General features: G+C 46.4%; 23 protein-coding genes and 1 riboswitch. Of the genes, 3 read left to right on the top strand and 20 right to left on the bottom strand.

Annotated features, from left to right (window positions below; all coding sequences use genetic code 11):
- Positions 1–34: 34 nt before the first annotated feature.
- Together pyk and ACAW68_07865 are read right to left on the bottom strand one after the other, a co-directional pair.
- Positions 35–1,456, bottom strand: a complete 1,422-nt coding sequence (gene pyk, locus ACAW68_07860) for a pyruvate kinase (GenBank protein ID XGA15391.1) — start codon at positions 1,454–1,456, stop codon at positions 35–37.
- Between the two features lie 162 nt (positions 1,457–1,618).
- Positions 1,619–3,088: an amino acid permease gene (locus ACAW68_07865; protein ID XGA15392.1), complete on the bottom strand. Its 1,470-nt coding sequence runs from the start codon at positions 3,086–3,088 to the stop codon at positions 1,619–1,621.
- A gap of 102 nt (positions 3,089–3,190) precedes the next feature.
- Positions 3,191–3,369: riboswitch (Lysine riboswitch) on the bottom strand.
- A gap of 187 nt (positions 3,370–3,556) precedes the next feature.
- Between ACAW68_07865 and ACAW68_07870 the strand changes: the two genes are divergently transcribed.
- Both ACAW68_07870 and ACAW68_07875 read left to right on the top strand, forming a co-directional pair.
- Positions 3,557–4,204 carry a hypothetical protein gene (locus ACAW68_07870; protein XGA15393.1) on the top strand — a complete coding sequence of 216 codons (648 nt, stop codon included), beginning with the start codon at positions 3,557–3,559 and terminating at the stop codon, positions 4,202–4,204.
- A gap of 3 nt (positions 4,205–4,207) precedes the next feature.
- Positions 4,208–4,669 carry a GNAT family N-acetyltransferase gene (locus ACAW68_07875; protein ID XGA15394.1) on the top strand — a complete coding sequence of 154 codons (462 nt, stop codon included), beginning with the start codon at positions 4,208–4,210 and terminating at the stop codon, positions 4,667–4,669.
- Between the two features lie 23 nt (positions 4,670–4,692).
- On the opposite strand, the gene ACAW68_07880 is transcribed toward ACAW68_07875, so the two are convergent.
- The 17 genes from ACAW68_07880 to mreD form a co-directional block, all read right to left on the bottom strand.
- Complete coding sequence (locus tag ACAW68_07880; GenBank protein ID XGA15395.1) at positions 4,693–6,354, bottom strand: formate--tetrahydrofolate ligase; 1,662 nt, start codon at positions 6,352–6,354, stop codon at positions 4,693–4,695.
- The gene (purD, locus tag ACAW68_07885; GenBank protein XGA15396.1) at positions 6,344–7,621 is read right to left on the bottom strand and encodes a phosphoribosylamine--glycine ligase; all 1,278 of its coding nucleotides are present in this window, start codon (positions 7,619–7,621) and stop codon (positions 6,344–6,346) included. The genes ACAW68_07880 and purD overlap by 11 nt, the downstream gene beginning before the upstream one ends.
- 9 nt (positions 7,622–7,630) lie before the next feature.
- Entirely contained in the window at positions 7,631–9,157 is a 1,527-nt protein-coding gene (gene purH / locus ACAW68_07890; GenBank protein XGA15397.1) for a bifunctional phosphoribosylaminoimidazolecarboxamide formyltransferase/IMP cyclohydrolase, read from the bottom strand.
- Positions 9,154–9,744 (bottom strand): phosphoribosylglycinamide formyltransferase, encoded by a 591-nt coding sequence (purN, locus tag ACAW68_07895; GenBank protein ID XGA15398.1) that lies wholly within the window; start codon positions 9,742–9,744, stop codon positions 9,154–9,156. The genes purH and purN overlap by 4 nt, the downstream gene beginning before the upstream one ends.
- Positions 9,738–10,775 carry a phosphoribosylformylglycinamidine cyclo-ligase gene (gene purM / locus ACAW68_07900; GenBank protein ID XGA15399.1) on the bottom strand — a complete coding sequence of 346 codons (1,038 nt, stop codon included), beginning with the start codon at positions 10,773–10,775 and terminating at the stop codon, positions 9,738–9,740. Before purM ends, purN begins: the two co-directional genes overlap by 7 nt.
- A gap of 15 nt (positions 10,776–10,790) precedes the next feature.
- Positions 10,791–12,326 (bottom strand): amidophosphoribosyltransferase, encoded by a 1,536-nt coding sequence (gene purF / locus ACAW68_07905; protein XGA15400.1) that lies wholly within the window; start codon positions 12,324–12,326, stop codon positions 10,791–10,793.
- On the bottom strand, positions 12,308–14,530 hold the full coding sequence (purL, locus tag ACAW68_07910; protein XGA15401.1) for a phosphoribosylformylglycinamidine synthase subunit PurL: 2,223 nt from the start codon (positions 14,528–14,530) through the stop codon (positions 12,308–12,310). Before purL ends, purF begins: the two co-directional genes overlap by 19 nt.
- The gene (purQ, locus tag ACAW68_07915) at positions 14,527–15,204 is read right to left on the bottom strand and encodes a phosphoribosylformylglycinamidine synthase subunit PurQ (protein ID XGA15402.1); all 678 of its coding nucleotides are present in this window, start codon (positions 15,202–15,204) and stop codon (positions 14,527–14,529) included. Before purQ ends, purL begins: the two co-directional genes overlap by 4 nt.
- Before the next feature lie 2 nt (positions 15,205–15,206).
- Positions 15,207–15,464 carry a phosphoribosylformylglycinamidine synthase subunit PurS gene (purS, locus tag ACAW68_07920; protein ID XGA15403.1) on the bottom strand — a complete coding sequence of 86 codons (258 nt, stop codon included), beginning with the start codon at positions 15,462–15,464 and terminating at the stop codon, positions 15,207–15,209.
- A gap of 3 nt (positions 15,465–15,467) precedes the next feature.
- Entirely contained in the window at positions 15,468–16,187 is a 720-nt protein-coding gene (gene purC / locus ACAW68_07925; GenBank protein ID XGA17017.1) for a phosphoribosylaminoimidazolesuccinocarboxamide synthase, read from the bottom strand.
- Positions 16,187–17,308: a 5-(carboxyamino)imidazole ribonucleotide synthase gene (gene purK, locus ACAW68_07930; protein ID XGA15404.1), complete on the bottom strand. Its 1,122-nt coding sequence runs from the start codon at positions 17,306–17,308 to the stop codon at positions 16,187–16,189. The genes purC and purK overlap by 1 nt, the downstream gene beginning before the upstream one ends.
- Positions 17,301–17,789, bottom strand: coding sequence for a 5-(carboxyamino)imidazole ribonucleotide mutase (purE, locus tag ACAW68_07935; protein ID XGA15405.1), 489 nt, complete (start codon positions 17,787–17,789; stop codon positions 17,301–17,303). Before purE ends, purK begins: the two co-directional genes overlap by 8 nt.
- A gap of 214 nt (positions 17,790–18,003) precedes the next feature.
- The gene (gene ribB, locus ACAW68_07940) at positions 18,004–18,633 is read right to left on the bottom strand and encodes a 3,4-dihydroxy-2-butanone-4-phosphate synthase (GenBank protein XGA15406.1); all 630 of its coding nucleotides are present in this window, start codon (positions 18,631–18,633) and stop codon (positions 18,004–18,006) included.
- 284 nt (positions 18,634–18,917) lie between these two features.
- Positions 18,918–19,751 (bottom strand): amino acid ABC transporter substrate-binding protein, encoded by an 834-nt coding sequence (locus ACAW68_07945; GenBank protein ID XGA15407.1) that lies wholly within the window; start codon positions 19,749–19,751, stop codon positions 18,918–18,920.
- A 12-nt stretch (positions 19,752–19,763) separates the two neighbouring features.
- Entirely contained in the window at positions 19,764–20,402 is a 639-nt protein-coding gene (locus ACAW68_07950; protein ID XGA15408.1) for an amino acid ABC transporter ATP-binding protein, read from the bottom strand.
- A 12-nt stretch (positions 20,403–20,414) separates the two neighbouring features.
- A complete protein-coding gene (locus ACAW68_07955; GenBank protein XGA15409.1) occupies positions 20,415–21,059 on the bottom strand; it encodes an amino acid ABC transporter permease in 645 nt (214 codons plus the stop codon).
- A gap of 336 nt (positions 21,060–21,395) precedes the next feature.
- Positions 21,396–22,019, bottom strand: a complete 624-nt coding sequence (mreD, locus tag ACAW68_07960; protein ID XGA15410.1) for a rod shape-determining protein MreD — start codon at positions 22,017–22,019, stop codon at positions 21,396–21,398.
- Positions 22,020–22,206: 187 nt separating this feature from the next.
- On the opposite strand from mreD, the gene ACAW68_07965 reads away from it, so the two are divergent.
- Positions 22,207–22,842 (top strand): carbonic anhydrase family protein, encoded by a 636-nt coding sequence (locus ACAW68_07965; GenBank protein XGA15411.1) that lies wholly within the window; start codon positions 22,207–22,209, stop codon positions 22,840–22,842.
- Positions 22,843–22,887: 45 nt separating this feature from the next.
- Here ACAW68_07965 and mreC read toward each other — a convergent pair whose 3' ends face one another.
- Positions 22,888–23,739 carry a rod shape-determining protein MreC gene (mreC, locus tag ACAW68_07970; GenBank protein ID XGA15412.1) on the bottom strand — a complete coding sequence of 284 codons (852 nt, stop codon included), beginning with the start codon at positions 23,737–23,739 and terminating at the stop codon, positions 22,888–22,890.
- Positions 23,740–23,918: the final 179 nt, after the last annotated feature.

Here is a 23,918-nt window from a genome sequence, read left to right on the forward strand (position 1 = left end):
AATGTATCTCTCGTTCTTAATTAACAACTAATAATTAGTCGACCGTAACGATCGTCATCAAGTTAGTCGTACCTGAAGTCGTTACAGGAATACCTGCAGTAACGATGATAGTATCACCCTTTTCTGCCAAACCTGCAGCAACAACTTCCTTCTTAGCCAATTCGATCAAAGCGTCAGTGTTGTCCACTGCTTCTGAGATCACTGGTTGAACACCCCAGTAGATCGTCAATGAACGTTGTACACGCTCGTCGAACGTCAATGCCAAGATGTCAGCGTTAGGACGGTACTTTGAGATCATCTTTGCCGTGTAACCTGAAGTCGTTGCAGCAACGATAGCCTTAACGTTCAAGTTTTCTGCAGCCGTAGCAACAGCAGCAGCAACTGATTCAGTAACGTCTGATGCGTCGAAGTCGTTTACGTGACGGCCGTTTGCTGCCAAAGCAGTTTCAGCCTTCTCGTCAATGCGTGCCATAGTAGCAACAGCAGCAACTGGGTACGCACCGTTAGCTGACTCACCTGACAACATAGTAGCATCAGTTCCGTCAAATACGGCGTTGGCAACGTCGGAAGCTTCGGCACGCGTTGGACGTGGGTTCTCTTGCATTGAGTCCAACATGTCAGTAGCAGTGATAACTGGCTTACCGGCAGCGTTCATCATGCGGATCAAGTCCTTTTGTACCAAAGGAACGTTTTCTGCTGGAATTTCAACACCCATGTCTCCACGAGCAATCATCAAACCATCAGAAACCTTCAAGATTTCGGCAAAGTTGTCGATACCTTCTTGTGATTCGATCTTAGGGAAGATCATAACGTCTTCCTTACCAGCTTCTACCAACAAAGCACGGATGTCTTCAACGTCTGAAGGCTTACGTACGAATGAAGCGGCGATGTATTGGATACCTTGTTCCAAACCGAAGCGGATGTCATCGGCATCCTTTTCAGTGATACCTGGCAAGTTGATTGAAACACCAGGTGCGTTAACACCCTTACGTGATCCCAACAAACCGTGGTTTTGAACTTCAGTAACCAATTCGCGGTTAGCTTCGTCCTTTTCAGTGATCAACATGTCGATCTTACCGTCGTCGAACAAAACGTGTCCGCCAACCTTAACGTCGTCGAACAAACCAGGGTAAGTTACGGCAACCTTTTCCTTAGTACCTTCAAGAGAAGCATCCATTGAGATGCGAACAACATCACCGATGTTGAACTCAATCTTACCTGGCTCTTGAACAGTCGTACGGATTTCGGCACCCTTAGTGTCCAACAAGAATCCTACAGTCTTACCTGAAATCTTCTCGGCTTCGCGCACAGCGTTCATACGACCCAAGTGCTCTTCGTGGTCTCCGTGTGAGAAGTTGAAACGTACAACGTTTGCACCTGACTCGATCAACTTAGTAATAGTCTCGACGTCAGAACTAGCTGGTCCAAGCGTTGAAACAATCTTGGTCTTCTTCATGATCTGAAAAATCTCCTTCGTTTTGTGTTGATAGTGTATCTATCTAACTGACATTAATTGTACTATTTTTCACTTTTTTTGTACACAATTTTTGTTTGTTATCTGTTCCAATATTCAAACAAAAAACACACAAGCTTACAGCTTGTGCGTTTTTGAACATTATTATTGTCGTGCGTCCGTATCCAAATCAACTTCCGTCAACTTACGCAACTTTGTCTTGTGCTTAATCTTGTATCCAAGGTACAACCCAATAAACAATGGTAGTGACATGTACGTTGTGATAATTCCTGACCAGTTCCAGTGTGAAATTGGTCCTTGGAATGATGCCAAATCTTGTCCAACAACAACGACGATTGACAATACCAAAGCCAAGATTGGACCAACTGGGAACCACTTAGCATGGTAGCGGAGCTTCTTCACATCACGACCTTGTGCGACAAAGGCACGACGGAAACGATAGTGTGAAATCGCGATACCAATCCAAGCGATGAATCCAGTCAAACCTGAAGCAGCCACCAAGTAGTAGTAGATGCCAGGTCCGAAAACAGACGTGACGAACGTCAACAAACCAACGGCAACCGTAGCCAACAAAGCTGGCACTGGAATACCCGTGTTGATGTTAACACGTGCGAATACCTTTGGCGCCTTTCCTTCAACGGCCATGGCGTACAACATACGCGTTGAAGCGTAAACACCAGAGTTAGCTGAAGAAATAACTGACGTCAAGATAACAGCGTTCATAATTGAAGCGGCAGCAGCCAAACCAGCTTGCTTAAAGACCAAAGTAAATGGTGAGACCGCAATGTTTGTTTCACTTGAACGGAGCAAGTTTGGATCCTTGTAGTAAATCAATGCCCCAATAATGAAGATGGCAAGGATGTAGAACAAAAGGATACGCCAGAAAACTTGCTTGATAGCCGTTGGCACTGACGTTTCTGGTGTTTCTGACTCACCAGCCGTAATACCAACCATTTCAGTTCCTTGGAATGAGAAACCAGCCACCATGAAGACGGCTAGCATACCACCAACACCACCAACAAATCCGTGGTTACCACCAGCTGACAAGTTGCGTGGGACATCTGGGTGATAAGCCATGATACCGAAGATTGTTGCAACTCCGATGACCAAGAACGCAACAACCGCAACAACCTTAATTGTCGCCATCCAGAACTCAGTTTCAGCGTATGACTTAGCTGACATTAGATTAATGACTGTAATCAAAATCAAAACTAAGGCTGACCAAATCCAACTTGGAACGTTCGGCAACCAGTAGCCCATGACCACACCGACCGTTGCAGCTTCAACCGCAACCGTAATTGCCCAATTAAACCAATAATTCCAACCCATGGCAAAACCGAAAGCAGGATCAACGAAACGATCGGCGAACGTTGAGAATGAACCTGAAACTGGCATGTAAGTCGCCATCTCACCCAAACTGGTCATCAAGAAGTAAACCATCAAACCGATAACCGCGTAAGCAGTCAGGGCTCCGAATGGTCCAGCTTGTGCAACCGTTGCACCTGAGGCAACGAACAAACCAGTTCCGATTGTCCCACCAAGGGCAATCATTGACAGGTGACGCGTCTTCATCGTGCGCTTCAGCGTCCCTTGATTCTGTTGATTATCTGACATAATTCCTCCTATATAGAGAGGCCTAATCGCACTCGTGAGAACGAAAAAAGTCCCCAGTTCATACCATCGCATAAACTAGGGACCTCGTTTGAAATCATTAGTGTTGTCGATAGCGCTCCGCAGCCGACGAATTTTGCTGCGACAGTCCTTCCGTTGTTCACGTAAGGACCAACATGTTTCACCGCCGTGAAAACACATTTCGGCAACCGCCCCTTTAAATCAACCGCCTTGTCTGCCGACTTGGTTGACCACTCATGTTGGTTGCGACCTCTATGTCATATTTAATTTATGAAACTAAGTATAAGCATGTTTTCAGGCGTCGTCAACCCAACTCGCAATCTAATCCCAAAAACTTCTTAAATACCGCTTAAGCATAAAACTTAATCACACCCTTTTTAAAAACACTGATGATACGATATAGGAAAAGTTAGTTAACCACATTGGTTGTTAAAGGAGTTGTCGATTATCATGATCATTAAGCCCTCTAAAAGCCGGCTTATTATGCTAATAATAAGTGTACTGGCGTTTTTAATTCTAACCATCAGTACTTTCGTCAGCGCACCAACGCTGACCCTGATCGATTCAACCGAGCAGAATTTTTTAGATAGCCTGGCCCCTGCGTCACTATCGACATTAACTAAACCATTCGTTTTGTTTAGTCATGGCTTGTTATTTGGCCTGGTCATTTTTGCACTTGCCTTTCTACTTTGGGGCTTTAAGTTCAAAATTCCAGCTGCTTGGATTGTCCTGACAACTATCAGCGGTTGGTTACTGATTAACATCTTTTCGTTAATTTTTCACCACCGTTTAGCCGGGCAGGTCACCCAGTTCCCAGCCCATACCATGTTTTTCGTCACGTTACTTTATTTCTTTCTCAGCAAGATTGTCGTGCCAGAGTTGAAATCATTTCCGCGTCAAATTGCTGGTCAAATTATTATTTTAACGGGGTGGATCCTCACCTTTATCGGCACGATTCTCTCAACTAACTACACATTTTCTGATGCTGTGGCTGGCTGGCTACTCGCGATTGCTTGGCTACAACTCGCCGCACAGTTCTATGGTAATTACGCCCCGCGCGCGTACCGCATGAACGGATTCAGTAATTCATGGTTCTAAAAAATGGCTAAAATCACCTTACGTTCCTGGCAATCGACAGACTTCGATGCCTATGAAAAATTAATCGCACAACCTGAAATTATGCAAGGAGCTGGTTTGCCCAATGCAGACACACAGCAACGTCGCATGATGTTTGAAACGGATTTGTATCAGCCGTTCCAGGCTGCCATCGTGTACAAATCACAAATTATCGGTAGCATTATCACCTACGCACGGGTCTCAGAAACCGGCGACTTCATCCCCAATGAATATGACCTGGCCTATTTCTTAGATAGCCGGTTTACAGGTCACGGCATTATGACCCAAGCCTTACACAGCTTTATTGCAGCACTACCGAACCCAACAACTCTACTAGCTGAAACATTTGTTGATAACGTCGCTTCACAGCGCATCTTGGAAAAGCTTGGTTTCATTAAAACAGGGGCTTACAACAACATCATCGCATACAAAAAGCCGATCAGTTAGATCGGCTTTTTTATTATGCAGTTTTAGAACAAGCCAGTAATCTGACCGTTTTCATCAATATCAATATCGTATGCCGCCGGGTGACTTGGCAAGCCAGGCATCGTCAAAATTGAACCAGTCAAGGCAACCAAGAAGCCAGCACCTAATTTAGGCACAAATTCACGCACATGAATCTTAAAGTCCGCCGGTGCGCCCAACTTCTTCGCATCGTCACTTAGTGAGTATTGTGTCTTCGCCATGATAACTGGCATCTTATCCCAACCACGCTTAGCAAACTCACGCAATTGCTTAGCAGCCTTATCTGACAACTCAACACCAGCACCACCGTAAATTGTTTGTACAATCTTTTCGATCTTTGTGACAGCATCATCTTCAGGTGCATACAATGGCGTAAAGTGACTTTCTTGCTCAGTAGCTGTGATAACCGCTTGCGCCAACTCTGGCGCACCAGCACCGCCTTGCGCCCAAACGTCAGCCATGTAGGCCTCAGCACCACGCTCACGAACGTAATTTTCAACCATCTCGATTTCTTCAGGTGTGTCACTCACAAAGCGGTTAACGGCAACGACAACTGGCACGCCGTAACGTGACATACTCTGCAAGTGTTGTCCCAAGTTAGCCAAGCCGGCTGACAGAGCGTCAAGATTAGGTTCTGTCAATTCCGTCTTAGGCAAACCGCCGTGCATCTTCAACGCACGTACCGTCGCCACAATGACAATTGCGTCCGGTGTCTTGCCCAACAATGGCACCTTGAAGTCCAAGAACTTCTCACCACCCAAGTCAGCCCCGAAACCAGCTTCAGTGACAACGTAGTCCGCCAATTGCAAAGCTGTCTTAGTTGCGCGAATTGAGTTGGTTCCTTGCGCAATATTGGCAAATGGACCTCCGTGAATCAACGTTGGCGTGTGGGCAAGCGTTTGAACCAAGTTTGGCTTAATCGCATCCTTCAACAACGTCCTCAACGCACCAGCAACACCCAAATCCTTAACTGTCACAGGTTCCTTGTCGTACGTGTAACCGATAACGATGCGCTCAATACGCGCCTTCATATCCATCAAATCATGTGACAACGTCAAAATAGCCATCAATTCAGAAGCAACCGTGATATCAAAACCATCTTCACGTGGCACTCCAGAAGTTGGGCCACCCAAACCAATTGTAATGTGGCGCAAAGCACGATCATTAACGTCCAAAGCGCGCTTCCAAAGCAAACGACGTGGGTCAATGTTCAAAGGATTTCCTTGGTAGATGCTGTTATCGATAACGGCAGCCAACGTGTTGTGGGCACTTGTCAAAGCATGGAAATCACCCGTAAAGTGCAAGTTGATGTCAGCCATTGGGACAACTTGGGCGTATCCACCACCAGTGGCACCACCCTTCAAGCCCATAACTGGTCCAAGTGATGGCTCACGCAACGCAACCATTGTCTTCTTACCAGCCAAACTTAGCGCATCAGCCAAGCCAACCGTCACCGTTGACTTACCTTCACCAGCTGGCGTTGGGTTAATTGACGTCACCAAAATTAACTTACCCAAATCATTTTGTCGGGCAGTTTCATCGATTTCAATCTTGGCTTTATCACGACCGTATGGTTCCCATTCAGTTGCCGTCAAGCCAGCCTTCTCTGCAATTTTTTCAATTGGCCAAACTTCAGCCGCTTGTGCAATTTCAATATCAGTTTGCATCCCCAGATACCACCTTATTTTCTTCTCGAACCGCCTGATAACCAATATCATGGCGATAAGCTAATGTTGTTTGTGTCGCATCAATTGCCTCATACACCATCTCTTGCGCCTGTGACGCCGTCGCTGCATGACCGACAACCGTGGCGATACGACCACCATTACTTATTAGTTTATCATCATTTCGCGTCACACCCGCATAAAATGTGTTGATGTCAGCAATTGAAAATGATGGTAGGTCGATATGCTCAGTAGTTGTTGCAGGATAACTTGGGTTCACCAGCACGACGCCAACATAGACGTCATCCTGTTGCCAGATTGCCTGCGGTTGTTCACCAGCCAATAATGTCGAAATAAGTTCATAAAAATCACTTTGTAGCTGTGGCAAAACAACCTGAGCCTCCGGATCACCAAAGCGCACATTATATTCGACGACTTTAGGACCGTCATCAGTCAGCATCACACCTGTGTACAACACACCCGTGAACGGCATCGCGCGCGCTGCCATCGTGGCCAATGTTGGTAACACCAACGTTTGAATGGCTTCTTGCACAATCTCATCTGAAACCCAGCGAACTGGCGAATAGGCACCCATACCACCAGTATTTAGACCTTGATCATTGTCGAAACGGCGCTTATGATCTTGCGCAATTGGTGCGTGAATGACACCATTTGGGCCAACTAAACTAAATATTGAAAACTCCACACCCGCCATATATGACTCAATGACCAACGGTGCATCCGCCTGACGTTCATACGCGAGTTGAATCATCGTTTCAGCATCTTCACGGTCACGACAAATCACCACGCCCTTGCCGGCTGCCAAACCATCTTGCTTAATGACAAGTGGCAAATCAAAGTTTTTTAGCGCCTGCAATGCGCTAGACTCATCGGTAACCATCACTGACGTAGCGGTTGGCACCCCTGCTTCCGCCATGACGTCCTTGGCAAATTGCTTTGAACCTTCTAGCTGCGCAGCTTGTTGCGTGGGACCAAAAATCTTTAGCCCTGCTGTTTGAAAAACGTCGACCACACCAGCAATCAAAGGCGCCTCTGAACCAACAAACGTCAAATCAACCACTTCTTGTTGTGCTAGATTACGCAATCCAACGACATCCATCATGTCGTGATCAACTGTCCGAATACCCGCTGACTGCATGCCAGCATTACCCGGCACCACAATAACTTCTTCAACTTCAGTACTTCGCAGAAACGTTTCTGCCAACGCATGTTCGCGGGCCCCGGACCCAATTACCATCACCTTCGCCATGTTTCTCTCCTAGTGCTTAAAGTGGCGTGTGCCAGAAAATACCAATGCAATGCCAAGTTCGTTGGCCTTATCGATTGACGCTTGATCCTTAATTGAGCCACCGGGTTCTACAATCGCCGTAATCCCATGTTCAGCTGCGTAGGTTACTGAGTCGTCCATTGGGAAGAAGGCGTCCGATGCCAAAACCGCATTTTCAAAGCCAGGCTTTTCACTTGCCTTCGTAATCGCCATCTTAACTGAATCGATACGATTTGGTTGGCCCGCCCCAACGCCAAGCGTTTGTCCCTTTTGGGCAACCACAATCGCGTTTGACTTCACGTGCTTCACCGCCTTTTGGGCAAAGATCATCGCTTCAAGTTGCGCTGGCGTGGGTTGCACATTACCAACCACTTCGAAATCGGTCAACGTTTCAGATACCAAGTCACGCTCTTGCATCACGACACCACCAAGGACGGCTGTCAATTCAACCGCTTGTGGGACATCCGTTGTGAACGGCACTGTCAACAAACGCAAATTCTTCTTCTTAGCCAACACATCGTACGCTTCAGGCGTAAAGCTTGGCGCAATGATAATCTCCAAGAAAATTTGGTGCATCTTTTCAGCAGTCGCCAAATCAACTTCACGGTTCAAAGCGACGATGCCACCAAAAATAGAGATATCATCAGCAGCAAAGGCCGCATCCCAAGCGGTTTCAATCGTCGTTCCTTGCCCAATTCCAGCTGGATTCATGTGCTTAACCGTCACAACGGTTGGCTCATCAAACTCAGCAATAATACGCAAGGCAGCATCAGCATCACGAATATTGTTATATGACAATTGCTTACCGTGCAAAATATCAGCAGACAGAACCGAGTACGCCGTTGGCAATGCATCGCGGTATGCAGCCGCTTGTTGGTGACTATTTTCGCCATAACGCAATGGCTCAAACAATTCATAGGTGACTGTCTTTTGCGCTGGGAATTCTTCTTCCGTCAAGTAGTCGGCGATCAAGGCATCATAAGCTGCCGTGTGGCGGAAAACCTTGGCACCTAGTTGACGACGGAACGCATCATCAATCGTGTTGGCTTGGAGCTTTTCAAGCACAACGTCATAGTCAGTTGGATCAACAACTGGTAATACCGACGCATAATTTTTAGCTGCTGAACGCAACATTGATGGACCACCAATATCAATGTTCTCAATGGCATCCGCCAATGTCACGCCTGGCTTTTGAATCGTTTCCTTGAATGGGTACAAATTCACCACAACCAAATCAATTGGCGTAATGTCATGTTCGGCCAACGTTGCCATATGTTCTGGATTGTCACGCTTGGCTAGCAAGCCAGCATGGACACGTGGGTGCAACGTCATCACACGTCCATCGAGCATTTCAGGAAATTGTGTCACCTCATCGATTGGTGTCACTGGTAAATCAGCTGTCTGTAACGCTGCCAATGTCCCGCCAGTTGAAACCAGCTCATAGCCCAATGCAACTAGTCCCTTGGCAAACTCCGCCAAACCGGTCTTATCTGAAACGCTTAGTAGTGCTCGTGTCATGCTTGAAATGCTCCTTCTTTAATTAACTTTGCAACAGTTTCTGGATACAAATGATGTTCCGCGTCGTGAATTCGTTCAGTCAGTTCATCAATTGTTTCGTCTTCTGAAATAAGGACTGGCGTCTGCGCAATAATTTGCCCTGAGTCAACCCCCGTATCAACATAATGAATCGTTACGCCAGTCACTTTAACGCCAGCGTCCCAGGCGTCAGCGATTGCGTTATTACCAGGAAAACTAGGCAATAACGCTGGATGAATATTTAAAATACGTTGTTCAAACGCTTGGACAATATATGGCGTCAAAATACGCATATAACCAGCTAATAAAATACCGGTCACACCGTCCGCCTCTAGCGTTTTAACAATTTCTTGCTCGGCCGCCTCTCGTGACTCGAAAGCCGGGTAGCGAATTTGCAATACCGGAATATTAGCCGCCTCAGCAATGGCAATCGCCCCGGCGTTTTTGCGATCAATCACAACCCGCACAATATCACCACCGAGTGTGTCGGCTTGGGCAGCTTTCAGCAATGCCGCTAGATTCGAGCCAGTACCTGACGCAAAAACAGCAAGTTTTGGCTTGTTCACCATGGTTGCGCTCCTTGCCAGATAATTGGTTCTGATTCACGGGCGACCATTTCACCAATGATAAACGCTGGTTGATCGGCATCTTGGAACATCGTCATGGCCGTGTCAACCTGGTTCGCTTTCACAATCAAAATCATGCCCAAACCAAGGTTAAACGTCTCCAACATGTCCGTTGCTGTCAAATTACCACGTGTCTGAATCTCCGTGAAAATCGGTAACATTGGCCATGAACCCCAATGCAAGTTTGCCGCTACCTGCTCACCGTACGCACGGGGCAGATTGCCAACGATACCGCCACCCGTAATATGTGCCATGCTGACAATTATCTTTTGGTCCAGCAAAGGTAGAATTGCTGGGGCGTACAACGTGGTCGGCTTTAGCAATGCCTCTTGTAAACGCGTTGGTAGTTTCAAAAAATCTGATTCTTCGTGGATACCAAAGACTTCGCGCACCAAGGTATAGCCGTTGGAATGCACACCACTAGATGGCAATCCAATCAACACATCCCCCGCGACCACATCAGCCGGATTTAGCATCTCATCGCGCTCAACAACACCGACGCCGAACGCAGCCAAATCATAGTGGTTTGGCGCATACATACCAGGCAATTCAGCTGATTCACCACCAATCAAAGCAGCGCCAACTGCTTGCGTTGCTTGGGCGATACCAGTGACAATGGTCGCCACTTTTTCAGGTGTCATCTTAGCAATCGCCAGATAGTCGAGGAGAAAAAGTGGCTTAGCACCTTGCGCCAAAATATCATTCATCACCATCGCAACTAAATCTTGGCCAATTGTATCGTGCTTATCGGCCGCAATTGCTAGCAGCAACTTTGTCCCGACACCATCCGTTCCTGAAATCAACACCGGATCACGATACGTATTACCCAAGGCAAAGGCGGCCCCAAAGCCACCAATACCGCCAAGTACTTGCGGTGTATAAGTTGCCGATACGGCGTTGCCCATCAAATCGACGGCTTGTTCACCAGCGGCAACATCAACGCCTGCATTCGCGTATGCATTTTGATTCGTCATAACTCCCCCAATGAATTAACCAACTGTCTGTGCATCTTGTAATTGTTGTTTTTGAATCGACGCCACTTGGTTCGGATGGTAAGTCGTTGTTGGTTCAGGTTGAAAGTCAACCTGTCCTGCAGCCTTCGCATCTGCCAAGGTTGGCTCGTAATCATAAATCGGCGATGGATAATGACCGTCAAAATAGGCAGTCGTTAAACCAGTCCCGTTTCCTTCATATGGCAAGTCAATCGCTTCAACCAACCCGTCAACTGACAGAAAGGCTAATGAATCAACGCCCAACATCTCTTGCATTTCACTCATCGTGTAATTAGCGGCCAACAACTCTTCTGTTGTCTGCATATCGACACCATAGAATGATGGATACTTGAAAGCTGGCGAAGCAATTCGAATATGAACCTCACTCGCGCCAGCTTCACGTAGCATCCGCACGATAAACTTAGATGTCGTGCCTCGGACAATCGAATCATCAACCAAGACCACGCGCTTACCTGCTACAACTGACGGTACGGCGCTCAACTTCATACGCACCGCGCGTTCGCGACGTTCTTGGGTTGGTTCGATAAACGTTCGAGCAATGTATTGATTCTTAACCAACCCCATTTCGTTAGGTAAACCAGCAGCTTCCGCAAAACCCATGGCAGCTGATAATGAAGAATTTGGAACACCAACAACCAAGTCTGCCTCAACCGGCTGTTCGGCGGCCAACAAACGCCCCATCCGCTTACGAGCCGTATGGACATTCACCCCGTAGATATCTGAATCTGGTCGTGCAAAGTAAATGTATTCCATCGCATCAATATGCAAATCAGTGTTGGTCGTGTAGTGATCAATCTTCAAGCCGTGTTGATCAATCGTAATTAACTCACCCGGTTGTACATCACGGATAAACGTCGCGCCAACCGCATTCAAAGCCGCCGTTTCACTGGTCACAATATATTGACCATCTGGTAATTGTCCGACCACAAACGGACGGAAGCCGTGCGGGTCTAGTGCTGCATACATAGCAGTTGGTGTTAGTAGCAAAAAAGCAAAGCCACCGCGCACTGTACGCAAAGCATCCTTCAATTTGTCATAGAACGTTGACGCCGTTGAACGGCGAATCAAATGTAATAGCACTTCCGTATCTGATGACGATTGGAAAATCGCACCGTTTTGCTCCAAGGAACGACGTAGTGACAAAGCATTCGTGATGTTGCCATTATGTGCAAGTGATAATTGCATATCTGAAAAATTCACCATCAGCGGTTGAATGTTTTCAATTCCGGCTGAACCAGCCGTTGCGTATCGCACGTGACCAATGGCTGATTGTCCTTGCAAATGTTGCAAGCGACTCGGGTCACTGAACACGTCGCTCAACAAACCAAGTCCACGTTCTTGCCAAAGATGCCCCTGCTTATTGGCCACGATACCAGCACCTTCTTGACCACGGTGTTGCAAAGCGTGCAACCCATAATAAGTCAAATCGGCTGCTGATTGATGTCCCCAGACGCCGAAAATGCCACATTCTTCATTCAGTGATCGACTCTCACTCACTGGTTGCGTTGCCATGTGATGGCCTCCTCATAGTTCTTTTGCAATGTTGTTTTTGATAGGTTGAGTTCGTCTGTTGTCGTACGCATTTGAATCGCATCACCAGCAGTAACCACACCAAGCTTTGTTGCGGTAGCGCCCATCAATTCTTCAAACGCAGCGACGTTGACTGCAGGGACCGATACTACGAAACGACCAGGTGTTTCACTAAACAACCAAGCTGTTGGTACTTGCCACTGCACCTCTGCCCCAAATGGCGTCTTAAACATGCTTTCTGCCAATGCGACGCCCAAGCCACCTTCGGCAATGTCGTGTGCACTCGCAACTAAATCAGCTGCAATCGCGTTTAGTAGCTTTGCTTGCGTTGCTTGAATTTCCGTCATGTCAAAGTCGCGTAAACGACCAGCAATATCGCCAGTCATCATCTTTTGTAATTCTGACCCATTAAAATCGGCGCCAGTTGCACCAAGGACGTAAATAACATCACCCGCATTTTTAAAACTGATGCTCGTAATCGTCTTCACGTCTTCGTGCAACCCAACCATACCAATCATCGGCGTTGGATAAATGGCTTGCCCGTCAGTTTCGTTGTAAAGTGACACGTTTCCAGAGATAACCGGCGTATTCAACTGCTTCGCCATTTGGTTGATGCCGGCCAACGACTGCGCCAGCTCATAGTAAATTTCTGGGTCGTCTGGATTACCAAAATTCAAGCAATCTGTAATCCCAATCGGTTGGGCACCAGTCGCAACCACATTACCGGCCGCTTCAGCCACCGCCAGTTGACCACCAATATAAGGATCAAGATAGGTGAAACGACTATTCACGTCAGTCGTCATCGCCAATGCTTTCTTGGTACCGCGCAAACGCACCACGGCAGCGTCGCCACCTGGTTTCACAACCGTATCGGCACGCACCATGCTGTCAAAATGACGGAACAACGAGGCTTTAGACGCGATTGTTGGTTGTTGCAACAAATCAGCAAGCGTTGCTGCACCATCAACACTGCCAGGCACAAAGTCAGCACTTGGTTCGTTTAAACGAGCTGGCGTTGCTTGTGGCATGTTTTGCTTTGGTGCCGTCGTTAGAAAATCAACGGGTACATCAGCTGCCACGTCACCATGCCAAAGCAATTCGTAACGGCCAGTATCTGTCACCGTTCCAATGGCAACCGCATCAAGGCCGGCATCTTCAAAGACCGCTTGTACTTCAGCTTCATGGCCAGCTGCCACAACCAACAACATGCGTTCTTGTGATTCTGACAGCATCAATTCATACGGTGTCATGCCAGCTTCACGTTGTGGTACGAGGTCCAAGTTCAATTGCATCCCCATGCCAGCCTTGCCCGCCATCTCAGCTGAAGATGATACAAGGCCAGCTGCACCCATGTCTTGTACACCGACAATAACGTCACCATGTTCACGAATGACCTTTAGCGTGGCATCCATGACCAACTTTTCCATGAACGGATCACCAACTTGAACCGCTGAGCGATTTTGATATTCATCTGATGAAAATTCGGCTGACGCAAAAGTCGCGCCATGAATACCATCACGACCAGTTTTAGCACCGACGTACATGACTGTATTGCCAATTCCTTCAGCACGTCCAACCTGCATGGCAGCTTGATCAATCACACCAACCGCCATCACGTTAACTAGCGGATTACCTTGATAAACGGCATCAAAACCAATTTCACCACCAACTGTTGGAATCCCAATGGCATTACCATAACCAGCAATACCGTCAATTACACCGTCCAATAGATGCTTAGTCGTTGCATTGTCGAGCTCACCGAAACGCAAACTATCCAAGACAGCAACCGGTTGCGCCCCCATTGAGAAAATATCACGTAGAATACCGCCAACTCCTGTTGCAGCGCCTTCGTATGGTTCAACGGCTGATGGGTGATTGTGAGATTCCGCCTTGAAAACAACCGCTTGGCCATCACCGATATCTAAAATACCGGCACCTTCACCTGGGCCTTGCAACACGCGCTCATTGCGTGACCAGAACGTGCGTAGAACCGGCTTAGACTTTTTATACGAAACGTGTTCTGACCACATGGCCGAAAGCAAGCCTGCTTCGGTGTAATTTGGTAGTCGATCAAGCTTGGCGACAATTGCATCATATTCGGTCTCAGTCAGACCCCATGCGAGATAAATTTTTTCATCACGAACCATTTCTGCGGTTGGTTCATATGTGGTTGTTGCTGTTGTCATTCGGTTACCAACGCCTCCGTCATAATTGGGGTTAACAAACTTTTGAAAAATGCCTGACCATCTGTATTACCAAGCAACGCATCGACCGCACGCTCTGGGTGTGGCATCATGCCGAATACGTTACCGTTACGATTTGAAATACCGGCAATTTGATCCATCGAACCGTTCACGTTTGTTCGATACTTAAAGATGATTTGGTTGTTGTCGCGTAAGTCTTCTAATGTTGCTTCATCGGCAACATATCGGCCTTCTCCGTGGGCAACCGGCAACATCACCGTTTGCGTTTCATACGCCTTTGAGAAGCGTGAGTTTTGATTTACGATTTCAAGTGGCACTTCATCACAAATGAAACCTGGATGCTCGTTCATCATGAGTTGGCCTGGTAATAGCCCCGCTTCCGTCAAAATTTGGAAGCCGTTGCAGATACCAACCACCAATTTGTGGTCATCAGCTGCTGTTCGAACAGCGTCCATCACAGGCGCAAAGCGCGCAACCGCCCCAGTACGGAGATAGTCGCCATATGAAAAGCCACCTGGTAGAAAGACTGCATCAAAACCTGCTAGTGACGTGGCTTTTTCATCGACAAACGCCACGTCTACGCCAAAATCTTGCAAGGCGTAATACATATCAAAATCACAATTTGATCCTGGAAAACGAACCACCGCTGCTTTCATGTTTACGCCTCCACTGACTTAAGTAGGTCAATTCGATACGTTTCAGTATTTGGGTTAATCAGAAGTGCTTCCGTATAAGCCACTGCTTCATCGTAAGCAGCTGCCTCATCATTGTTGTTCATTGTGACTTCAAAATACTTACCTTGCGTCACAGTTTCAACCGTTTCAAAATTCATGCGGTGCAAAGCTGATTTGATCACCTCACCTTGTGGATCAAGAATTGAGGGCTTGTATGTGACGTAAATCTTAGCTAAAAACATGGGTTATTCTCCTTTTGTTTCATTCAAACGGTGCAGTACAATTTCATATCCATCACGCAAGTCGCCTTCTCCACGTCGGAAAACATCCTTATCAAGCGAAGTACCCGTTGCGTCGTCAATCAAGCGCATATTATCTGGTGATAATTCATCCCCCAAGACCAATGCGCCTTGGTCATCTAAGCCAAATTCAATTTTGAAATCGAGTAATGTAATCCCAATTGTTTTAAACTTCTCGGTCAGCAATTTATTGACTCGCGCCGTAATGTCAGAAATCTCTGCCAATTGTGCCGGTGTCGCTAACTTTAACGCCACCGCTTGAGATGCATTCAGCGCCGGATCATCTAAGTCATCACGCTTGTAGTAATACTCTTCAACCACCGGAACAAGCGGTGTCATCGGTTCAACATCAAAACGTGAAGCAAAGTGACCCGCCGCAAAGTTTCGAACCACAACCTCAATCGGCACCATCATCAGACGCGTGACCAAAATGTCCGTCTCATCAACTGGTGACAGATAATGTGTCTTAATACCAGCCTGATTTAGCATCTCGAATAACAAGCCACTAATTTGTGTCGTCAAACGTCCCTTATCCGGAATATGTTCTTTTTGCTTACCGTTCAATGCTGTCGCTTGATCCAAACTATGCAACCAAAGAATTTGTGGGTCGCTAGTCGCATACACGGCTTTTGCTTTACCCGTTGTTAGCAACGCTTCTTGTGTAATCATCCCTTTTGATGCCCCCATGCACGTAATGCCTTCATTTCTCGTAATCCTGTCACCGTGATATGTCCCATCTTCCTGCCAGACTTCACGTCAACTTTCCCGTAATCATGCATATGCCAGTCAGGATGGTCGACCAACTCACGGCGAGCGCGATTGATGTCATCCCCTAGTAAATTCAACATCATCGCTGGTGCCCACTGCTTAATTTCTGGAATCGGTAATCCCAACACACTACGTACATGCCCTTCAAATTGTGAAACGTTGGTTGCTTCAATGGTGAAGTGGCCTGAATTGTGTGGGCGCGGTGCCAATTCATTCACATATACCTGGTCACCAGCCACAAACATCTCAATACCAAGTACACCAACAAGATTCAACGCGTTCGCTAATGTTTTGGCAATGTGGGCAATTTCATCCGCAATTTTGTCTGATAATGACGCTGGTGCAGCTGACACATGCAAAATGTGATTCTGATGTTCATTGACCGTCACAGGCCAAGTTCTAATATCACCCGAAATATCACGGGCAACCATCACGCTTAGCTCGCGATCAAATGTTACCTGCTTTTCCAAAATCATCGGCGTGTTAACCGGCACATCCCAGTGTGCCAATAAGTTTGCCAAAGCTTCATGATTTGGAATGTCCCACTGACCGTGACCGTCATAACCACCTTCAACAGTTTTCAGAATCGCTGGTAATGACACCTTATGGCAACTAGCGTACAAGGCAACGACATTATCGACGGCCGCGAATGGTGCAACTGGCAATCCCAAATCCGCGATAAATGTTTTTTCACGCAAGCGGTTAGCTGTGATGTGCAACAGTTGGGTTCCTTGTGGCAACTGCTTAGCTGGCACTGCATTTGCCAACGCTTCTTGACTGACATTTTCAAATTCGTACGTAATGACATCGGCAATATCCGCCAAATTGCGTAGCGCAGATTCATCATCGTAATTTGCAACCAACTGTTGGTCTGCGATTTGGGCAGCTGGTGCGTTAATCTGTGGGTCCAGCACCACTACGCGATATCCCATTGGCTTAGCCGCTAAGGCCATCATTTGGCCAAGTTGTCCGCCACCAACAATCCCAAGTGTGGCCGGTGGCAAAATGGGTTTAGTCATGTAACTGCTCCTCACTCTCACGTGCTTTTTGAGCTTGCTTTTCACGGAATGCTTCAAGTTCTGTCACCAACGTTTGATTTGTAATTGAAAGAATTTGAAGTGCATAGTAAGCGGCGTTTTTGGCGCCCGCTTCACCAATAGCAACCGTACCAACCGGCACACCTGCGGGCATTTGTACGATACTCAATAATGAATCAACCCCATTTAACGTTTTCGTCTTCATTGGCACCCCAATAACAGGCAATGTGGTTTGTGCAGCGACCATCCCCGGCAGGTGAGCTGCGCCACCAGCACCGGCAATAATCACGTCCACCCCAGCTTCGCGAGCATTAGCCGCGTAAGTTGCCATCTCCGTCGGCATCCGATGAGCTGAAATGATATGTGTTTCGACTGTTACATCAAATTGTTCCAGAATTGCTACCGCTTCTTTCATCGTTGGCCAATCTGATATCGATCCCATTATTACTGAAACACGATTCATTATGTTCTCCCCATTCTTTTCGTTCGTATTTACAAGATGATTTAACCACCGTTTATTCTAAATGTACAGTTTTTATTCACGAAGTAATAAAAATGAAAAATAAATATTCGTGTTTAATCGTTTTCTTCACAAAATTAAACAAACATTCCCGTTTAACCTGATGCTTTTGACAAAAAAAGGTCCGGATGTAAATCCGAACCTCTCATCATTTTAATTAGACAGCTGGCACCGTCATGTAAGCACTAATTTGTTCGATTGTAATAAATGGGATATCCAATCGTTCAGACATCTCAAACAAATCATCACGACGGGCCATCGTACCGTCTTCCTTCAAGACTTCAATAATAACGGCAGCTGGTTCTGACCCAACCAAACGTGCCAGATCAACGGCGGCTTCTGTGTGCCCAATACGCGTTGCCAAACCACCTTCCTTGGCCGTCAAAGGTTGCGTGTGACCAGGTGCGTTAAAGTCAGCGCGGGTAGCCATTGGGTTCGCAATTTGACGAATCGTTGCGGCACGATCCATCGCTGATACACCAGTTGTTACACCAGTGGCTTCAAACGTGCCATCAACCGTGTATGTGAATGGCGTTTGATGTGGGTCTGTTGAATCGGCCACCATATCCGTAAATCCCAAACGTTCAGCAATTTCAGGCCCAACTGGCGTGCACATCAAACCTGCCGCCTCACGCAACATCATGTGCACCGTTTCTGGCGTAATATCTTGGGCAAGTGCCACAAGATCCCCTTCATTTTCACGGCCCTCATCATCCGCCAAGATGATAACGCCTCCTTGGCGCAATACGGTCAATGCATCAGCAACTGTGTCAAACGTCTTCTTCATGATTAAGTCTTCTCCTTTTAGCCATCCGAAGTGATTTGGTTACACAACTAAGCTTACGGACAAACCGGTTTGATACAACCCACTTTCAGCTGGTTAAAATCTCATTCGACCGAACATTCGTTTTTCAAACGTTAACTGCGTCCTTCAAAAGTTGTTAAATCGTTTCGAATACGGTTGGGATTTTTTGGTTGATGGGGTTAAGCAATTATTGTTCGTAATTTGTGTCGCTACTAACGCACAAACAAAAAAAGACAACCCCATCATGAGGTTGTCTCCTAAATCAATTAATCTGCGTTCTTCGTGCCAAAGTAGCGCTCAGAAATCTTATCCAGTGTGCCATCCTTCTTGAATTCAGTAATCACACCGTTTACCTTTTCACGCAACGTTACATCACCCTTACGGAACCCGATACCATAAGCATCCTGTCCGTAACCAGTCTTGATGACCTTGAACTCGGCTGGGTTTGATTCGTGCGCAACGTAATAACGGGCGTAGTCCGAATCAATCAATACCGCATTCACTCGGCCAACTTGCAAGTCGTTCAACGCCTTATCAAAGGTATCGTATTGCACAGGTGCTGACCCAAGGAAGCTCTTCAACACCTTTGGCTTGTCGTTAAACAACGTTAGTCCAGCCGAACCAGTTTGTGCAGCGAGCGTCTTGCCAGCCATATCCTTAATCGTGTTAATGTGATCGCGTTGCATCGTTACTAACACTTGGGAATCATTGTGGTATGGCACCGAGAAGGCAACCTTCTTGGCACGGGCTGGTGTAATCGTGTAACCATTCCAAATCATATCAATGTGACCCGTATCAAGTTCAGTTTCCTTCATTGACCAGTCAATTGCTTGGAACTTAACCTTTAGGCCCAACTTCTTGAATGTTGCACGTGCCAAATCAACGTCGTACCCAACCAACTTACCTGACTTGTCACGGAATCCCATTGGCACATACGTATCGTCCAAACCAACGACAACAGTTTTGTCAGCCGTCATTTGGCGCCAAGTGTCTTGTGCGTGCGTCGTGCGGTACCAAACAAATCCAACCAGCAACGCTAACACCGCCAGCACAATTCCGTTACCGATAATCTGTCGGCGCCAGTTAATCTTCTTTTTCATTGCGACAGCCCCCTATCGTTCAACATCCGTCCCAAAATCAAAGGTCTTATCAGCCACGGCCTCAGCAAATGGCAAATCGTGGGTAACAATCAATTGCGTCACACCTTGCGCTTGCAACTGCTTAATCACTGCAATAACACGTTCCGTTGATTCAGCATCCAAACCAGATGTTGGTTCATCATATGCCAAAATACCAGGCTTCATTGCCAAGGCACGCGCGATGGCAACACGTTGCTTTTGTCCACCAGACAACTGGAATGGGTATTGGTCCGCTTGGGCCGTCAATCCCAAATCCGCTAGCAAGCGGTCTGCATTATCGGCAGCCTCAGCCTTTGACTCATTGTGCACCATTTGTGGCGCCAACATCACATTTTCCTTCACGGTATATTGTGGAAACAAATTGAAGTCTTGGAAAATAACCCCAACTTGGGCGCCAGTGCGTTCACCAGTTAAATCAAGCGACTCACCGTTCAGAATTAACTCACCTTGATCTGCGGGTAGTAAACCAGCAACGATTCGCAAGAACGTTGTCTTACCAATACCTGAAGGACCAACAATACTCAAAACCTCACCGTCGTTAACTGTAAGATTCATGTTCTTAAAAATCGTGCGCGTGTCATATGACTTAGCTAAGTTTTTAATTTCTAGCATTCTTCTTACTCCTTAACGATAGTAGTTCATATTCGTTTCAATGCGACGTAGCAACACGGTTGCGACTGCCGTCAAAATCAAATATAGCAAACCGACTAGTAGATATGGTGCCAACGTAACGTCACGTGAAGCCGCAATATTACCAGCACGCATCAAGTCGCCCAAACCGATAACGTAGACCAAAGACGTATCCTTAACCAACGTCACCACTTCGTTTCCAACTGATGGCATCACAATCTTAACCACTTGTGGCAAAACAATCTTACGCATCGTTTGCCAGCGGGTTAGGCCAAGCACTTTTGCGCCATCATATTGTCCTTGCGGAATGCTTTGTAGCCCCCCACGGAAAATCTCAGCGAAGTACGCAGCATAGTTAATAATAAATGTGATGACCGCGGCTTCAAAACGTGGGAATGTCACAATGTGAGCTAAACTCAATCCATAGTAGACAAACACAATTTGAAGCAACAATGGTGTGCCACGCATCACCCAGATATAACCATTCGTTACCCAGCGCAACAAGAAAATATCTGATTTCAATGCCAATGCCACCAAAATTCCCAACGGCACTGATCCAATTAAAGTTAATGCGAAGACACCGATGGTCATCTTAAGCCCATCCAGCAAACTTGGCATAATTTGCATCATGTAATCCATACCTTGTACTCCATTTCCTGCAATAAAAAAGTCCTCAAGCAACCCAAAAATAGGTTACTTGAGGACGATAAAAATCGTGGTTCCACCTCAATTTTGTTAGTTGTTACCAACCAACACTCTAGCCCCTGATTTAACCAGGCGCGCGCCTATAACGAGGCGATCCGGATACATTTTGTGATGTATCGATAATCATGGGTGTGGTTCATCTAGGCCGATGGTTGCTTCCCAGCTTCTGCGCAACTCTCTTAGCACCGACGTTAGACTACTCGTCCAATCAAATCTTTATGGGATTACTTTAAAGTAATTAGTGTCGTAAGTCAACAGTTTCAAACCGGACTAACGAATCGAACGTGATCGTGACTTCGAATTTAATGATGGCATGCGACCATTCAAGTCACTATCATCAACATTATATGCTGAAATATCTGGTTGACGTGTTGCGTGGTACCAGTAATTTAGCAGACCGTATACCAAGACCAACAATAGCAAATTAACAATCAACGTTGGGAACATGTGGAAAATAATGAAATCCGGAATGTTCAAGTTCGTTAGGTTGATGATACCAAAACCAGCGTAATCAAACACCAAGTACATGCTCATCGACACAAACCAAACCGCAACTGATGAAATAAATGACGTTGGTAAGTAACGTTGCAACTTGCTAGCAAGCCATACCGTCAACGGGAAACCAATCATTGAAATACCAATCAAACCCGAATAAAAAATATCAAACAGCAAGCCGCCTAGGAAGGCCGCAATATATAAACTGCGTTCCTTCATTTGCGTAACCGTTCCGGTCAGCACCGGCATCATCATGACAATCAATGATAGATATGGGCTGGCCGACATCGGCATTTTAAATAGCACTGGTGCAAAGTACAGCGCAATCCCCCCATCTAGCATGATTGCGATATACACCAGGACAAAATGTAACCATGAGGTGTGCACGTATTTCAACATTTATCTTCTCCATTAAGCACTACGATTGTTTGTAGCTTATACTATATTATCCCTACCACTTGTCGAACGTCAACAAAATGTCACATTTATTGCGCGACTCTTAAAAACCCTCTGGTCAATTTCTCGGACTGTTGATACACTAAAAGTGTTCTGAGGAGAGAGAGACACTTCAGAAGGGACTAGATTCATGCAAAAACTCAATTATGATGCGCAAGAGTCTTGGTCACTGACAGCTGGTTTAATGCAATCGCCAATCGCGATTACAAGCAAAACCACTGACAAGATTGACTACCCTGCGTCATTAGAATTGTACTACGACCTTAATGCCAATTACGTTCGCGACACTGGCCAAGGTTTAGAGGTCGGGCTAACAGGAACAGCGATAATCGCTAATCGTCCGTTCCGGTTGCAACAGTTTCACGTCCACGCCCCCAGCGAGCATACCCTCGATGGCCAGACATATGATGGTGAAATTCATTTCGTGCACGAAGCTGCCGACGGGCGTTTGGCAGTGATTGGCGTCTTCTTAAGACTAGGTGCCCCATCAGAAACGTTTGCTAGCATTTTAAACCGTATTGATGATGAGTCCGTTTTCTCATGCGAGGTTACCGACTTGTTACCAACGAACCGGTCATACTATCATTACATCGGCTCGTTAACAACGCCACCGCTATCTGAAAATGTCGACTGGTATGTGTTAGAACAACCAATGACTATTTCAGCGGCTCAGTTAGCTGAATTCCATGTGCATTATGACCATAATAATCGCCATTTACAGCCTTTAAATGGGCGCCATGTCTTATATTACCGGGACAATAAATAGAAAGACGTCACACCCTGCGTTTTGCAGAGCGTGACGTCTTTTTTGCTATTGTTGTGGGATAGCCACACTAACAACTGGAATATTGTTAAAGTCCGTTGCCGGCTTAATGTAAATCTTCTTTGATAGACCGTAGTCATCTTGGCTAATCTTTTGTACCTTACCAACGTAAAGTCCAGCTGGCGTAACACCACCCAAACCACTGGTCGTGACAAGATCACCCTTTTCCAAAGCGACATCTGACGTAATTTGTCCCATCACAATCAAGTTCTTTTCTTGATTGAAGCTGGTCACAATACCGTCAACAACATCGCCGTTCTTGTTGGCCACACGGATTGCAAAACGATCCGCAACTTGGCTGTCATCAGATAACAACTCAACCTTCGCGTTCGTTGTATTCACCTCAGAGACGCGACCAATCAAACCACCAGAACCCATCACAGACATACCCTTCTTGATGCCTGCATTTGATCCCTTGTTAACAATCAATTGTGATTGCCAATTACTTGGTGAACGTGAAATAACAACCGCATTAACAACCTTATAGTCGGTCAACGTGTTTTCGATTTGCAATTGATCCTTCAATGCACGATTTTCGGCTTGCAACGTTTGCAATTGCACCTTCGCTTGTGCTAAATCATCAACCTTCTCAGTTAATGCTTGATTTTCTTTGTATGTGTTTAGCAACCCTGAGACTGCCTCATATCCACCGCTAACTGCTTTAACTGGTGAACTGACAACACTTGATACCCAACCTGAAACGTCGGACACAACACGCGTTGGCAAAGAAGGTTCTTTTTGAGAGTTTTGTGCTCGCGAACTAATGACAATCACACCGATTGTCACGATTGCAACGATAACCGCTACAACCAAACGTCGTGAAGTTAAGATATTCTTCATATCAAACATGCCTTTCGTCAGTTTTGCTAATAAAGCAGACTGAGAGTGTCGGAGGTTTTTGACCTCCGACATGAACAAGCCGCCCTTATCAGGTGCGTCTTTGGTCTTACTCCTGACGGGAAAGTCAGGGGTTTTAGACCAACAGCTGCTGTGACAAATAACGCCACACCGAATGGTGC

The sequence above is a fragment of the Weissella confusa genome (genome assembly GCA_041871065.1).
Taxonomy (GTDB): Bacteria; Bacillota; Bacilli; order Lactobacillales; family Lactobacillaceae; genus Weissella; species Weissella confusa_A.